Genomic DNA, 14251 nt, shown 5'->3' on the forward strand with positions numbered 1-14251 from the left:
GACGGAAGCGATAAATGTAGATAGGGATAGTAAAGCTGACAATGTGTCTGCGTAATCTTTATTCTTTTATCAGGGTGTATACTTCCTGATTGTTTCAACTGATTTCAATCGACAGTCATATATGAATAAAGCCTTAAATGCAGCTGAATCTAATATATGATTTTTCTCCTAACCTGGCCTGAATCTGTTTGAAGGTTTGCCTATGTCATCACCGGCGCTAATACTGATCGGTTATCAGAATGACTACTTTCCCGGGGGGCAGTTTCCTCTCTGGAATATGGAAGCCGTACTCGAAAAAGCTCTGGATGCGATTGAAAGGGCTCGTAAGGCTGGTATACCTATTATTCTTGTGCAACAGGTCGTGGGTTATCACTCAGAAATGGTCTCTTTCTTCATTGAGGGGACAAAAGGGGTAGAGCTGCATTCCAGTATTACGGAGATGGTTCCGGAAGCTCCCATAGTCATGAAAGGGTGTGGAGATTGTTTTCAGGAAACCAATCTGGATGAGATTCTTCAGGAACACAAGATTGATACCCTTTATATAGGCGGCATGATGACCCAGGCCTGCGTCACTTTCAGTGCTATATCGAAGGTGGCCCAGAAGTATGATGTCTGTGTGTTGTTTGATTTATGCACCAGTGTAGGGGAAGTAGTGAATGATCTTGCTTTGGAAGATATGGCCTTCTGGGTGAAGACCATGCCTTCCAGTGAAGCTTTTTAGCGAAGCTGATCAATCACTGCGTACATAGCATTCAAGTTAGCTGCGCCCAAAGCCTGACTTCTTTCCGGGCTCCAGCCCTGAAATTCATCAGGAGTGTCCACGGTATCCTTGAAAGGCATTTCCAGGGTCATGGACAGGCAGTCAAAGCGTTCAGCCAGAGCGGCAGTGCACACTGTCATGTTGGCTTTGCCCGGTTCATCTTTCGGATAACCAAACTCTGTCTGGAAATCAGGACTGGCCTGAACCAGAGCCTGCAGATAATTTTCGGTCAGAGTATTCAGTCTGTCTGTCCAGGAAGGGATGCCTTCTGCTGCCGCAATAAAGTTGTAAGGCAGAGCTTCATCGCCATGAACACCCAGAGCCAGGTCGACTCCGGTTTCATCCATTTTATTGCGAACCACCAGGACTTCAGGACTTCTTTCCTGAGTGGGTTCCGCCCATTCACGGTTCAGGTTAGCGCCACAGGCATTGCTGCGCAGATGACCACGACGGCTGCCGTCCGGATTCATGTTAGGCACTACATAGAAAACAGCTTTGCTCAACAGTTCGCGGGCAATAGGGCAGGCAGGGTCGAGCAGGCGTTGCAGGAAACCTTCCATCCACCATTCCGCCATGGTTTCACCCGGGTGCTGACGGGCTATGACCCAGATTTTTCGCTTACCTTCGCCGCCGCCAATTTTCAGCAGGTCCATAGGCTGGCCATCCAGGGTGTCGCCCAGCGTTTCAGTTTTGACAATGGCAGACTGCTGGGCCCATGCGATCAGGTCATGGTGCTGTTCCATGGAGTAAGGGGCAAAGTAGGCGTAGTAAACGTTATTGCATTCAGGTGTATGCTGAATGATCAGCTTCTCACCGTCGTAATCAGTGTCGACACGGAACCAGTGCTCTCTGTCATAGGAGGCTACTGCCTTATAGTCGATCCAGCCTTCTGCATAGGAAGAACCGGAAGCATTGTTCAGGTGCATGGTCAGAGGCTGGCCTTCAGCACCGCTTACCCGGTAGTAGAACCACTGATAAAAGCCGGATTCAACGTCTTTGTTGATTTCCAGCTGAATATGTTCAGGGTTATCTTTGTTGATGACCTTGATATTCCCGCCATCGAACTGGCTGGTGATATGGAGTGATGTCATGAACTCTGTTCACTTCTTTCAATGTTTCGCCGCTAAGCTATCGTATCGCGATTGAAAAATATACTCTCCCGAGTCCGTATTTGTACGGCTCGATAATCCCTTGTTTCTATTGGCCCATCGACTCTTTAGAATGCCGTCGGTTTAAATTCAGGCTCTTTTTCGAGCTGAGAATTATTCTGTTTCTCGACGATCAGGTGTTTGTTATGGAGTGTCGTCTGGGTTGTGGTGCCTGCTGTATCGCCCCTTCAATTTCTTCGTCTATACCGGGTATGCCCAATGGCAAGCCTGCGGGTGTGCGCTGCGTACAGCTGGATGACGGTAATCTCTGCAAGATCTTTGGTCAGTCTGGACGTCCTGATGTCTGTGCTGATTTCAAAGCAGACCATGGGGTTTGTGGAGAGGAAAACACTCTTGCAATGAGTAATCTGATTGAACTGGAAATGCTGACGGGCTAAGGGAACCCCTGAGGCTGTTCAGGGTCTAAATCTTATGGTCAGGGAATACCAGGATGATGCAGTATGGAAGCAGCCAGCGTCAGTTTTACCTTTCCCGGGTATCAAAGCCCGGTTAAACCTTTTCAGCCCGCTCCTCTTTATGAGTGTGGTTGCCTCAATAAGTCCATAGATCGGACACCTTCTGCTGTTTCTGAAAAGCCTATTTCAGGGCGGCATGTTTGTTTGCATGACAGTACATCCGGGAAGTCTTTGGTCAATGGCTACAACTTGCCTCTATCCGAATTGATTGTACCTTCTACTCATGATCCCAAAGTGCCTATTGAGCCTGAAAAATTGTTGGAAGCGGCTGTTTCTGATGTAACGCAATCAACAGAGAGCTACTTTCTGGCTCATGAAGACGATATGAAGGCTCAGATTCAATACTATCTTGAGAATCGGGTCCGACTTCAAAAACTGTTTTCATCTGTTTTGGATTATAAAAATTACCTTAAGGAATTTATCCGCATTGGGCGGATGCTGAGAAAAGAGTGTCCGGACCTTGAGCCTGAAGATTTTGTTGTTCTGAGAGGAGTAAAAAAGCTTCCTCATGACAGGATCAGACAAGGTATGAGAGAACAGTCTGAAAGCTCTCGGTTAGAGTCCCATAAGCTGTTATTGGAAGAAGCCTGCTCTGATATGGAGTATGAATATATTTCAGCAGCTACAGAGGAGGGGAAGTCTGAGTTCAGACTTCATGGTGCACTCAATAAGATACTGGTTGGTGAGTTAAACAGTAAAATACATAGTAAGAACTATCTTGAATTTGCTGGACAGGGCTCAGGGGTTTTATCCCGTTTATCTCATTGGGCTAAGGGAGGGTATGGTCAGTTTGTTGAGTTTATTGGCTTTATGCCCCATCTGGCGGCCGATTTCTTTGATACCCACTTTCCTTATATTGAAAGCCCTGCCAGTCTGGACTTCATTCTCACACATGGTGTGAACGTCCACTTTTTTCATCTCCTCGTTGCAGCCAATTTTGGTGGTATGGATGGTGACATGCATAAGTTCATCATCAGGGGTGATGTTTGGGACAGTTTGATTGACCGATTTGTCATTCCCAGTCCATATTGTTTGCGGAAGGATATCCAGATACGCGATATTTCTGTTGATAGTGAGTGTCTTTTTGAGCATTGGCCTTTACCCGTTTCGCCAGTCTACTTGAGTCGTTTCATAGAGCTGGCTGAGTTTTCCGGGTGTATTCAGGAAGTTTTGAATGAAAGATGCCCTGAGAGAATCAGGAGACTGGCGCAAGTGTGTGGATTTCAGGATATGGCGTTACCTGCTCAAATAGAAGCGCTTGAAAATGCGAGAGATGATATTCGTTGTCTGGAAAGGGCTGTTGTAGAGAAAAACTGGAGGTTTATTCGACAGCAGGCCAAAGCGTATCAGTTTGATCCAGACGATGTTTACCCAGTGACAGCCTCCAATCCAGATCACACCTACAGTACTCTGTCCGATGGTTCCTACAATGATCAAACAGTTCGTATTGATCGTGTACTGCATCTGTTGCGCAAAGGCCGTCAGGTGATTGGAGTTCAAATAAAGGATGATAATGTCAGGGGCCCTTGTTGGCTTGAGCAAATTGAAAAAAGTGTGTCTCGTGATGACTTGCTAAAATATAAGGCTTTTGTAGCGGTTAAAGGTCCTACTGTTAAGTTTCCTGAATACATCTACTGATGCCATTCATTCACTCTGACATGACCCTGACGTACAATAATTACCACCTAATGACTCTGTCTTAAAACAATAATAATACTGGAGAGAGACTGTGCTGATCCTGTTTTTGCTGATGGTTGCTGCGATAGGTTTCGTCCTGTTTTCAGCCTTTGCCTCTGCTACCCGCCTGCCCGAAAACAGACCGGAGCTTTTTTTACATGACAGAAACCTTCATCAGAAAGTCGTAGCCTGTCTAGGTGACAGTCTGACTCATGGCAGCGTCTCCTATAACTATGTTCAGGCTTTCTAAATCCGTTCGGGCTGAGCCTGTCGAAGTCCAATACTCCTACTCTTCGACAAGCTCAGGGTGAACGGAATCTATGTAAATCGGGAAATTATTTCGAGACAAATCCTCAGTTTGTCATGGCTGCGGCTACTTCACGGTACAGACCGTTGATAATTTCCGGACCATCTACTTTCACATGCCCCTGTCGAACAATAATCAGGTTTTCTGAAGGGGAGACAATAACGACTTGTCCATTATTACCTGAAGCAGCGTACAGATCAGCTGGGGCATCCGGAAATATCACGCCAGTTTGTGTCGCATGATTGTTAATCGCAGGGTGTAGCCAGGTATCATTGGGGCCAGTATTTAGCCACCAGAGGAATCCATAGGCTGCGTTGAGTGATGAGCCCGGAGAAGTGGCTGCTGTCACATAGCTATGAGGAACAATCTGCTGGCCATTCCAGTTTCCATCATTCAGAAACAGATAGCCGAGCCTGGCCATATCTCTCGCAGTGGTCTTCATATGAGAAGGCATGATCATTTGACCGCTGTTGTCGGTAAACACCGTGGTATTCAGCATACCCAGAGGATTTACCAGCTCGCTGGTAGCATAAGATGCAGTACTTATGCCTGTAGCGACACTGAGAACCCGGTCCAGAGTCTGGATAGCAAGGTTGTTGTACCGCCAGACAGTACCTGGGGTACTTTGCTGTGAACGGCCAATGGCATAGCCGGTCATATCACTTTTGCCTACAGAGTTCTCATTCCTGAAGTACCAGTTATCAAAGAAAATGCTGTGGTGACGACCTGAGCTGTTTGCTAACAGCTGCTTTATAGTGACAGAGTCACTGGATCCTCCCTGCCACTGAGAGATGTAGTCAGACGCTTTGTCGTTGATGCTCAGATGTCCCTGATCCTGGGCAATTCCGACCAGTATTGAAGTGAACGACTTGGTGACCGACCAGACATTTTTCTGTGGGGTCGTCTGACCCAGACCATTCCAGTATTCCTCCCAGATAATGTGTCCATTTCTGATAATTAACAGACTGTCAGAGTTGATGGACTCTGCATAGGATGAAGTATCCTGAAGAAGGGTAGAATCAAAATCGTGATTTTCCGGAGTGTCCGACTGCCAGGTTGGAACCGGGAAAATGGGGTCTTGAGCCAGGGTAGACGTACTGAATGTACAAGCGATTGAAACAGCAATAAAAGACTTTATCATTCGGCCGCTTTTATTGAATAACAGCTCTTTTAGAGATGACATAGCTATTTTAGCTCCAGTCATTACCCACCTTTGATTGGTCTGCAGGACGTAAGTCGTTCCTCCAGACCTCAGGTGATGTATTTATATTAATGAGCGCATTATCCCTTTCTTTGACTTGTTTACTGGTGCCGCAAACAGACTCGGGATAAAAACGCTTTGCTGTGCTGATCACTTCTATAGAAGACAAAGGCTCCTGGTAGCCAAGTCATCCGAATCCATGGAAATAGCTAAGAGCTATTGTTTTCAGATCATGGGTTAATCTCTTCACTATGGCTGCACATGTCTGGTGCAATATGAAGGGATTCATATAAATGAAACAAAGTTGAAAAATTCATTCAAGCGTTTGACTTAATTGTGTGTAAAGTATGAGCGGTTTATTAAAAAAGTGTGATCAGGTTCAATAAAATCAGAGGTTTGAACAGAGGGAGGCATAGGGTGGCCAAAATAAGATGATTCTCTTTGGCTGATGGTTTTCAAAGTCTAAAGCGAATATGAAAACAGAGTGCTCTTTTTTAGCGCTCGCGTTTCAATGATTGGGCGTTCAAAGAAGCCAAGAGAGTGCAGTCTTTGATTGCGCTGAGTATTTCAACAAGGGGTAGGGGGGTTGGGGGAGAATGGCAAAAGCCGGTTTGTGCACCGGCTTTTTTGAGAGGGTCAGGCTCTGCTGATCAACTCAATATCGGGTAATGGGTATTCATCCACTACCACTTTTTCAACGGCAGGCATCACTTCGGCCTTGCCTTTGACAACCGCTTTTCCGTCCTGGTTGATCACCTTGGTGGATACGGTAGCACGCTTTCGGCGTTCGTTGATTTCAATGACTTCCAGTTCAACCGTCACGGTATCGCCAATCTTGACCGGACGCATGAACTTTACTTCCTGAGACAGGTAAATGCCGCCGGGCCCTGGCAGTTTGGTGGCCAGTGCACAGGAAATCAGGGAAGAGGTCCACATTCCGTGGGCAATTCGTCCCTCAAACTGGGTAGTGGCAGCAAAATCCTTGTCCAGATGTACCGGGTTGGTGTCACCGGATACTTTGGCGAACAGCAGAAGGTCCTGTTCGGTAAGAGTACGGGTCAGTGTTTCTTTATCCCCGATTTTAAGCTCATCGAATGGGGTGTTTTCCAGTTTACGCATTATCATTGGCCCTTGAAGGCAAAACTACAAAGAAAGGGCGGCAGTTAACACTGCCGACTGACAATTCCACAATATGCCCATAGCGAAAGAAGAACAGTGTACGCCACCTTCCATCATGAAAAGTGGCAAGGCTACATGTTTTTCACGGTAAACAGTGAGTGTGAGATACTGTTGTTCAGGATTCGGTGACCACATGCGTGGTGTGGTTCTCTGAGCAGCATTCCCGGCTCATGGCTGTTTGATTCATCCATTGTAACAGGCGATTAATCACTTGCTGAGAATTCGTTTCGTTCAGCATTTCATGGCGACCCTCAGGATACAGGCTGAGTGTGACATCTTTTAAGCCGGCTTTCCGTAATGCTTTGGTAAGTTTCTGTTGTCCATGAGGAGCGCTTACCGGGTCTTTTTCTCCGCCCATCACCAATATCGGGAGATCTTGCTGGATGCGTTTAAGGTTGTTAATGGCATTGATATGAAGCAGTCCTTTGAATAAATCGTGCCAGAGCTGGTTGGAGCAGGAGAAGCCACATAAGTCATCGGCAATGTAGTCATCAACGGCTTTTTCGTTCCGGCTTAACCAGTCGAACTCGGTACGGTTGGGCTTAAACTGTCGGTTATAACTGGTAAAGGTCAGCTGTTTTATAATGGGACTGATGCCTTTTTTGCCCTGCCTCAAACATTCCATCTTGGCGATGAGCAAGGCCGCTTCTAACAGTAACTTGGGAGCATAGTTCGAACCAGAAAGAATGACACCGGAGAGTTTGGGGGAGTGGTGAATGAGGTAGCTTTGCAGAATGTAGCTGCCCATACTGTGGCCCATGAGCAGCAGAGGGGAGCTGGGGAATTTTTTCTGCACAAAGTCGACCACGATAACCAGGTCATCCACGACTTTGTACCAGCCGCGCTGCCCGGCAAAGTAGCCTTCACCATCCTGTTCTATGCAGGCTCCATGGCCCCGGTGATCATGGGCAAAAACGATGTACCCGGCCTGATTAAGAGCCTGGGCAACATTGGCATATCGTTCTCCATACTCAGCCATCCCGTGACTGATATGAAGAATGCCCTTGCGAGCCACACCCTCTGGAAGATCATTCCAGCAATAGAGAGGAATGGTGTGGTCATCGCTTTTCAATGTGTAGGTTTTCATGCCTTGGAGCCACTCACTTTATTATTGATTTTCTGCTCTTTAGCCACGGGGGTAGTCCTTTAATTTGATATGCAGTGAGAGGTTTGCTCAAAGGTTGCACACTCAATGCTCACTTTATGGCAAAAATGAAACAATTAGTAAATGTTTTCCGGTTTTTTCTGCAGACTCTCTATCAGGAAAACCGTAAAACTGGTAATCTGCGTCACCCCCGATTCGGGTGAAAAAATGCCTTGCTCAAAGAGAGAAAGCGGGCTGAATTAGCTGTGACAGATTAGTGGTAACTGACTTAGTGATGTTTTTGGCAACTTTAGGGCAAAACAAACCGGGCTCTCTCGTGCAGTGGAGGTGGTCTCTGTGATTCGCAGTGGTTTCTGGAAAGACAAGTACCCTGAAGGTGTGCCATCCGAGATTGATACCGGCCAGTACCGCTCCATCCTGGACGTGTTGGATTATGCTACCCGCAAATACGCTGACAAGCCTGTTTTCAGTAATCTGGGTAAAAGTATCACTTACTCTGAACTCCACGAGCTCAGTGGCCAGTTCTGCAGCTATTTGCAGAACCATACCGACTTGAGGCCTGGCGATCGCATCGCCATCATGCTGCCCAACCTGCTTCAGTTTCCCATTGCTGTTTATGGCGCGCTCAGGGCTGGTCTGATTGTGGTGAACACTAACCCACTCTATACCGAGCGGGAAATGGAGCACCAATTCCGCGATTCCGGCGCCAAAGCTCTGGTCGTGCTGGCCAATATGGCACACATGGCAGAGAAAGTGGTTCCAAAAACTTCAATTGATACTGTCGTCATTACTGAAGTGGGGGATATGTTGCCCCCATTGAAAAAAACTGTAGTAAATCTGGCCGTTAAATACCTGAAAAAGATGGTGCCAGACTACCATGTGAAAGAATCCGTCAGCTTCAGCAAAGCCATGAAACTGGGTGCACAAAATGCTCCTCATGATGCTCGTAAGGAAGAAGATGAAGTAGCGGTTCTGCAATACACCGGTGGTACGACGGGGGTCGCTAAAGGAGCGATGCTGACCCATCGCAATATCCTCAGCAACATGTTTCAGGTTAAGGCCATGGTGGCTCGAAACCTGGAAGACGGTAAAGAGCTGCTGATTGCGCCTCTGCCCCTCTATCACATCTTTGCATTTACCGTTCACTGTATGGTGGGCATGCTGGTGGGTGCGCACAATCTGCTGATCACCAATCCCCGTGATATGAAAACCTTTATGAAGGATATCAAGGGGCAGCCTTTCAGTATGTTTGTAGGACTCAATACACTCTTTGTGGGTTTGATGAACAACCCTGAATTCAGAAAGATGGATTTCAGCCATCTGAAGAATACTGTTTCCGGCGGTATGGCTCTGCAAATGGATACCGCAGAGCGCTGGGAGAACCTGACAGGTTGCAAGATCTGTGAAGGCTATGGCATGACCGAAACCTCACCGGTTGTCACCATTAACCCTCTGGACCGTATCAAGCTGGGATCAATCGGAATTCCAGTGCCGTCCTGTGAGCTGAAAGTCATTGATGATGATGGCAATGATCTGGGTCTTAATGCCGTTGGCGAGTTGTGTGTCAAAGGTCCTCAGGTCATGAAAGGCTACTGGGATAATGTCGATGCTACAGACGAAACCATTGATGAAGACGGCTGGTTGAAAACCGGTGACATAGCTCGTATTGATGATGAAGGTTATGTCACGATCGTGGATCGTAAAAAAGATATGATCTGTATTTCCGGTTTCAATGTTTACCCGAATGAGCTGGAAGAAGTACTGGCCATGCACCCGGATGTTGAGCAATGCGCTGCTATTGGGGTTCCTCATGAAAAAACCGGCGAAGCTATCAAGATGTTCCTGGTCAGCTCAAACCCTGCCATGAACGAAGAGCATGTGGTTAAGCATCTGCGTAAACATGTGACCGGCTACAAAGTCCCCAAACAAATTGAGTTTCGTGACGAGCTGCCTACGACTAATGTCGGTAAGATTCTTCGCCGTGAGTTGCGGGATGAAGAATTGAAGAAGCGAAATATCTAAATTGTACACCGTACCGTTCGCTCTGAGCCTGTCGAGGTGAATTACCAGTATCCTTCGACAAGCTCTGGGTGAACGGAGTGTGTATTCACATTAACGCTTGGCTTTCCTGTCTTGTCTTCCCTATCTAATACTTTGGTCTATTTCTGTCAGGATAATTGACAGTTCTGTCATAACTATCTCTGCTAGTCCTCTCCATAATGTCAGTCTGGAATTAATAGCAAGAGGACGCTGACCATGGACTTATCGATCGATTCAACCACATCATCTAATTTTTATTCTTTACCCAATGGGCAAGTGCCTGTTGATGAAAGCAGTGCAACATTGGGGCAGTATTCTGTGGGCTCCCGTGGCCCGGATAAGTCTCTCACCTCTGAGCAGGACGACTTTGAAATTGAATCAGCTCCAAAACGGTCTTTGTGTGCTCGAATCGCTCATCCTCTCACTTCGACGGTTAGTGGGATCTACAACAAGACGGTAACTACGGCCTTGCGTGCCGAATCTGCTGGTTATGAGAAGGGCGGGTTCCTGCTGGGTAAACCGATGAAGATCATTGGAGGTTTGTGTGGCTTGGGTTATGGCGTTTTGACCAGTCTTCCCATGTTTGCACAAGGTGTTGCCAGGGCTTATCAGGGTGATTTTGGAGCGTATGATCGATCCGTTGAGTATACAGGGCTGGAACAAAACTATTATCGCAAGTCGATCACTCTCAGTCAGCTGAATGCCACCAAACCCTTGTGGTTTAAAGGTTCCGTTGGCAGCGCTATCGAGAAAATGAGGGATTTTGGTGATCGCCAAAAGTTTCCAGTATCCGGTACTACTAATTTAGACTTCATGCTTAATTTCTATCTGCATTGTATTAATGGACGTCTGGATCTTAATGCCATTGTTGAGGGGAATCCTGAGCTTAAAAACCCTCTAATGGTTCTTTTGAAGGCCGTTGAAGATGAAACTCAGGTCTATCAGCTCATTGATGCCTGCCACCTGACAGGTGACCCTGATGTCCAGGATTGGGTAGTGGGCACTGAGGAAGTACATGTAGAAGGCTACAAGGAGCCATTTATTGAGGAAATCAAAAGCCGTAATGTGTCCTTTGTAAGGAATGTTCACGAAGGGGCGACAAATCTCGACAGTGATAAAATTCGTCCATTAAGGCAGGCGTTGAAGAAAATGTAAGGTATCTTCGACCCTGAAAAAAAACCGGGCATATGACCCGGTTTTTTTATGTTATTCAATCGCATCTATTGGTTTTGGGCTATTGAGTATTTGAACTCAATCCTTCTGAGAAAAGTATCTATAGTGGCCGTTGAGAATTGATCTAAAAGCAGGAAATCAGAGTAATCAGTCTCCGGCAAAGAGCTGATGATGTCTGAGTACCTGTCCAGATCCGCTTCTCCTCTGCCTTCATTGATCATTAATACCAGATGGCAAAATGCTTTTGAGTAAACACGCTGTGCCTCCAGACTGGCAGACTGATCTTTGACCAGAGCGTTGGCCAGACGTTGAAAGTACGTTAACTGCGTGCGGTTGATCGAAAGTGTGTGGGTTATTTCTCCCAGAGCACGCATGTGTCCTAACAGATTAGCTGTGAAGTGCGGATAGTTGATAGCTGTTACCGTCAACCAGCCAGCAGACAGCTGTCCTGTACTGAAAGCTTTGGTCAGTGCCTCTCTTTCATGGATCATGGTAGAAAACATCATCAAAGTCTGGCTGTTTAACGGGAGTCGTTTCAACAGACAAAGCACCGGGTGATCCTCTAATAACTCTGAGAACTCCATGGCGGCTCGGGTGCTCTTCCGGATGGCCTCATTCCAGTAAACGTTGGGCTGTGAGCCATTTATGATTTGTGGAGGTGCTTTATGCTCCGACAGAGTTTCTGTCAGATAAACTTCAACAACTGTGGGCCAGAATGTTGTGAAGTCGTTGATGGAGCAATAAGGCTTTTGCTCTGCAGAGAGTGCAGAGGTGCTGATCAGCAAGCCGCAAAATACCGTCTTTAAGCGGTACATGGCTTTGGCAGTTGTCATGATCTGCCTTCTTGTTTATTGAGTGGGAGGTAACTATAGGTCAATCCTATGCCGGGGCTTAGAGGGAGAGGGAATAGCCACTGGGTAGTAATTCTAAAAGTTAATCTTCACTCTCAGAGTCGCTATCCAGTATTCTGACGGCATAACGATCCTCTTCAGGAGGAAGAGTGCGGGTATCGATAAGTCCATACTTTATCAAAAACTGTGCAATGCCTTCATACCCCCATGGGCCTTCACCCAACCAGGAAGGTTTAGGGATAGCCTCCAGTCGGTTGATATTGGCACTGCCGGCATTTTGTTCGCTCATGGCACTGCCGACATTTCTGCAGGCTTCGCGCAGTTCAGTGCACCATTCAAGGGGGCTTTCTGCAGAAAACTGAAACCGGGAATCTCCTCTCAATCGTTCCTGTCCAAGCCTCACTTTGATGTATTGAAGTAGCATAATTTCATACAGTGGATGGGAGGTATCCATGACGGCCAGCATGTTATAGAGAATCCGGTCATTATCGATACAATGATTTCTGTCAAACAGCCATATCAAGAGGTGGCAGTGACTGACAGTCCATGATTCTGTGGCACTTTCCCTGAAGATGTTTTGCCCATCAACAACCGGGAAGCCGAGAGAGGCACTGTTGAACATTTTCGGTGTTCTCTGGAAGTTCGCCTGAGCACGGATACGAGTATTAAGAAAGTCCACCAGAATGATCAGATAGAGCCAGGTATCGGTTTTCAGAATGGCAAAATCTTCAGGTGTCATGTCACCGGCTTCCAGCCGACTCATACGATACATGCCGTATTTAACAAGCCGGGTATTCCACTTTGGCAAGGTGGTTTTATTGAGCTCAGGCCAGTCTGGTATAGGCTGTCCCCGGGTTGGGTGATTTAACAGAGCTGCGCAGTTATCGGCGCGAACCGATCGGTGGCCTTCAGACTTTTGCAGACAATCCCTGAATTTGTACTTCAAGGCTTCAGTCATCGTTCCACCAGAGAGTCGGGTGATAAACTGTTGATGCAGTGTTTTTGAAGTGTCATCAGCAATGGCATCACAGGTCGCCATAACAGTATTTGAGTTAGCACTGTTTGATTGAGAGTCAGCTTCACGCCTCCGGGGTTGTGAAGGCTCTCCGGGATGTCGCCCACGGCGTTGCATTGTTGATCGTGATTGTTCAGCTGCCCGTCTTGAGCGAACCTGTTGGTTTGATGGCTGCTTCTTTCTATCTTTTCTAAAAGGATACTCTTCCTCAGAATCTTCACTGGAAGATGATTCTGTAGGTGAATAATGAGGATCTGGACGGGTGTTTCTCTGCTTTCGCGTTCGAAGAGTTCGCTTTCTTCCCATGCCATTTTCTAAAGAGTGGGCCACAGCAGAATCGTTGTCCCTATCGGGGATTGTGATAGCGGGAGTTGCAGTATGCTCATCCGTCGTAGAGCTAGGAAGTGGCTCAGGTATTTCAGAACTTTGAGTACCTGAAGACTCTCCGGGATTCAGAACCCTGCGTCTCATCTCTGAAACACGGGACTGCTGAATAGCCAGTCTCATACTGTTGCGTCGGTTGGACTGGTGTTGCTTTCTTCCATTCACTGGAGGTGTTGAATCCTCGGAGTCTTCACTGGAAGAAACCTCTGGAGGTAAAGGGTATGCTTCTTTAGTCGTTTGTTTCTGTTTCGACTTTCTCGCACGAAGTGTTCGTTTTTTTCCTCGAGGGCTTTCTGAGGAAGGAGCTATTGTAGCACTGTCATCTATTGTCGAGCTGGTAAGGCCTGGAGCCAAAGGATCTTGATCCGGCAGGCCAGTTTCTGAAAAGCCTACGGTCGGGTCAGTCATGTCTGGTTCAGGCAGGGTGACCTGATTACTGGATGAAACCTCCGGGTGGGAAGCTTCTTCGGTATAAGCTTCACGCAGCAACTTCAGCTGGCGAGAGAAAAAGGCAACCTGTTCAGCACTCTCTAATTGTTTTTGGCTCTTAATGGATTCCGGGGAGTTATCCAAACAACACTCCCAGAAGACCGGTTAGAGCTGCTTTCCCGCGCTTCTTGATATTGTGCAGGCACTCGAAGAAACCCAAATACAGCGGTAACTTCTCTTGTGATATACCCCGATGAGGACGCAACCAGGAACGCAACAGCGACCAGAACCCCTCCATTGTATTCACATGAATCTCATGAAAACCGTCGCCGTCCTCATCTCGTGCATATTCACCGGCTCCATGGCAGACAGATTTATGGCCATAACCCCATTCTGCCAGTTCGTTGTAAATCGAGTATTCATCCGTGTACACCAGAGTGCCTGGCTCTATAGTAGCTCTGATCAGTGGCTTGATGGTTGCCCGTTTAACATTGGCAAGCATACGG

General features: G+C 47.1%; 13 protein-coding genes. 6 read left to right on the plus strand and 7 right to left on the minus strand.

What is annotated here, in order from left to right; translation table 11 throughout:
* Nucleotides 1-202 precede the first annotated feature (202 nt).
* A complete protein-coding gene (locus WG89_RS18880) occupies nt 203-721 on the plus strand; it encodes a cysteine hydrolase family protein (protein ID WP_062268719.1) in 519 nt (172 codons plus the stop codon).
* Here the strand turns inward: WG89_RS18880 and WG89_RS18885 are convergent.
* Nucleotides 718-1851 carry a M14 family metallopeptidase gene (locus WG89_RS18885; protein ID WP_062268722.1) on the minus strand — a complete coding sequence of 378 codons (1134 nt, stop codon included), beginning with the start codon at nt 1849-1851 and terminating at the stop codon, nt 718-720. The genes WG89_RS18880 and WG89_RS18885 overlap by 4 nt on opposite strands.
* Nucleotides 1852-2054: 203 nt before the next feature.
* Between WG89_RS18885 and WG89_RS18890 the strand changes: the two genes are divergently transcribed.
* The 3 genes from WG89_RS18890 (at nt 2055) to WG89_RS18900 (ending at nt 4311) form a co-directional block, all read left to right on the plus strand.
* Entirely contained in the window at nt 2055-2306 is a 252-nt protein-coding gene (locus tag WG89_RS18890; RefSeq protein WP_062268724.1) for a YkgJ family cysteine cluster protein, read from the plus strand.
* Nucleotides 2307-2369: 63 nt separating this feature from the next.
* Complete coding sequence (locus WG89_RS18895; protein WP_062268726.1) at nt 2370-4022, plus strand: hypothetical protein; 1653 nt, start codon at nt 2370-2372, stop codon at nt 4020-4022.
* Nucleotides 4023-4113: 91 nt separating this feature from the next.
* Complete coding sequence (locus WG89_RS18900) at nt 4114-4311, plus strand: hypothetical protein (protein ID WP_062268728.1); 198 nt, start codon at nt 4114-4116, stop codon at nt 4309-4311.
* A gap of 103 nt (nt 4312-4414) precedes the next feature.
* On the opposite strand, the gene WG89_RS18905 is transcribed toward WG89_RS18900, so the two are convergent.
* From WG89_RS18905 to WG89_RS18915, 3 genes are all read right to left on the minus strand, one after another.
* Nucleotides 4415-5551, minus strand: a complete 1137-nt coding sequence (locus tag WG89_RS18905) for a serine hydrolase domain-containing protein (protein WP_062268730.1) — start codon at nt 5549-5551, stop codon at nt 4415-4417.
* A 654-nt stretch (nt 5552-6205) separates the two neighbouring features.
* Complete coding sequence (locus WG89_RS18910) at nt 6206-6688, minus strand: MaoC family dehydratase (RefSeq protein WP_062268732.1); 483 nt, start codon at nt 6686-6688, stop codon at nt 6206-6208.
* 175 nt (nt 6689-6863) lie between these two features.
* Entirely contained in the window at nt 6864-7835 is a 972-nt protein-coding gene (locus tag WG89_RS18915; RefSeq protein ID WP_079253926.1) for an alpha/beta hydrolase, read from the minus strand.
* Between the two features lie 354 nt (nt 7836-8189).
* Here WG89_RS18915 and WG89_RS18920 point away from each other — a divergent pair, with 354 nt between their 5' ends.
* Together WG89_RS18920 and WG89_RS18925 are read left to right on the plus strand one after the other, a co-directional pair.
* A complete protein-coding gene (locus tag WG89_RS18920) occupies nt 8190-9875 on the plus strand; it encodes an AMP-binding protein (protein WP_342669266.1) in 1686 nt (561 codons plus the stop codon).
* A gap of 234 nt (nt 9876-10109) precedes the next feature.
* Nucleotides 10110-11048: a hypothetical protein gene (locus WG89_RS18925; protein ID WP_062268734.1), complete on the plus strand. Its 939-nt coding sequence runs from the start codon at nt 10110-10112 to the stop codon at nt 11046-11048.
* Between the two features lie 65 nt (nt 11049-11113).
* Here the strand turns inward: WG89_RS18925 and WG89_RS18930 are convergent, their stop codons facing one another.
* From WG89_RS18930 to WG89_RS18940, 3 genes are all read right to left on the minus strand, one after another.
* Nucleotides 11114-11899 (minus strand): hypothetical protein, encoded by a 786-nt coding sequence (locus tag WG89_RS18930; protein ID WP_062268736.1) that lies wholly within the window; start codon nt 11897-11899, stop codon nt 11114-11116.
* Nucleotides 11900-11999: 100 nt separating this feature from the next.
* Nucleotides 12000-13889 carry a hypothetical protein gene (locus WG89_RS18935; RefSeq protein WP_062268738.1) on the minus strand — a complete coding sequence of 630 codons (1890 nt, stop codon included), beginning with the start codon at nt 13887-13889 and terminating at the stop codon, nt 12000-12002.
* On the minus strand, nt 13882-14251 hold a 370-nt coding region (locus tag WG89_RS18940), incomplete at its 5' end, for an IS1595 family transposase (RefSeq protein WP_153301692.1). The genes WG89_RS18935 and WG89_RS18940, both read right to left, overlap by 8 nt.

The organism is Endozoicomonas arenosclerae, from assembly GCF_001562015.1.
GTDB lineage: Bacteria > Pseudomonadota > Gammaproteobacteria > Pseudomonadales > Endozoicomonadaceae > Endozoicomonas_A > Endozoicomonas_A arenosclerae.

Excerpts from the sequence above, each read along its gene's own strand:
- WG89_RS18880 (WP_062268719.1), top strand. The coding sequence starts at position 203 with ATGTCATCACCGGCGCTAATACTGATCGGTTATCAGAATGACTACTTT.
- WG89_RS18885 (WP_062268722.1), bottom strand. The coding sequence starts at position 1,851 with ATGACATCACTCCATATCACCAGCCAGTTCGATGGCGGGAATATCAAG.
- WG89_RS18890 (WP_062268724.1), top strand. The coding sequence starts at position 2,055 with ATGGAGTGTCGTCTGGGTTGTGGTGCCTGCTGTATCGCCCCTTCAATT.
- WG89_RS18895 (WP_062268726.1), top strand. The coding sequence starts at position 2,370 with ATGGAAGCAGCCAGCGTCAGTTTTACCTTTCCCGGGTATCAAAGCCCG.
- WG89_RS18905 (WP_062268730.1), bottom strand. The coding sequence starts at position 5,551 with ATGTCATCTCTAAAAGAGCTGTTATTCAATAAAAGCGGCCGAATGATA.
- WG89_RS18910 (WP_062268732.1), bottom strand. The coding sequence starts at position 6,688 with ATGCGTAAACTGGAAAACACCCCATTCGATGAGCTTAAAATCGGGGAT.
- WG89_RS18915 (WP_079253926.1), bottom strand. The coding sequence starts at position 7,835 with ATGAAAACCTACACATTGAAAAGCGATGACCACACCATTCCTCTCTAT.
- WG89_RS18925 (WP_062268734.1), top strand. The coding sequence starts at position 10,110 with ATGGACTTATCGATCGATTCAACCACATCATCTAATTTTTATTCTTTA.
- WG89_RS18930 (WP_062268736.1), bottom strand. The coding sequence starts at position 11,899 with ATGACAACTGCCAAAGCCATGTACCGCTTAAAGACGGTATTTTGCGGC.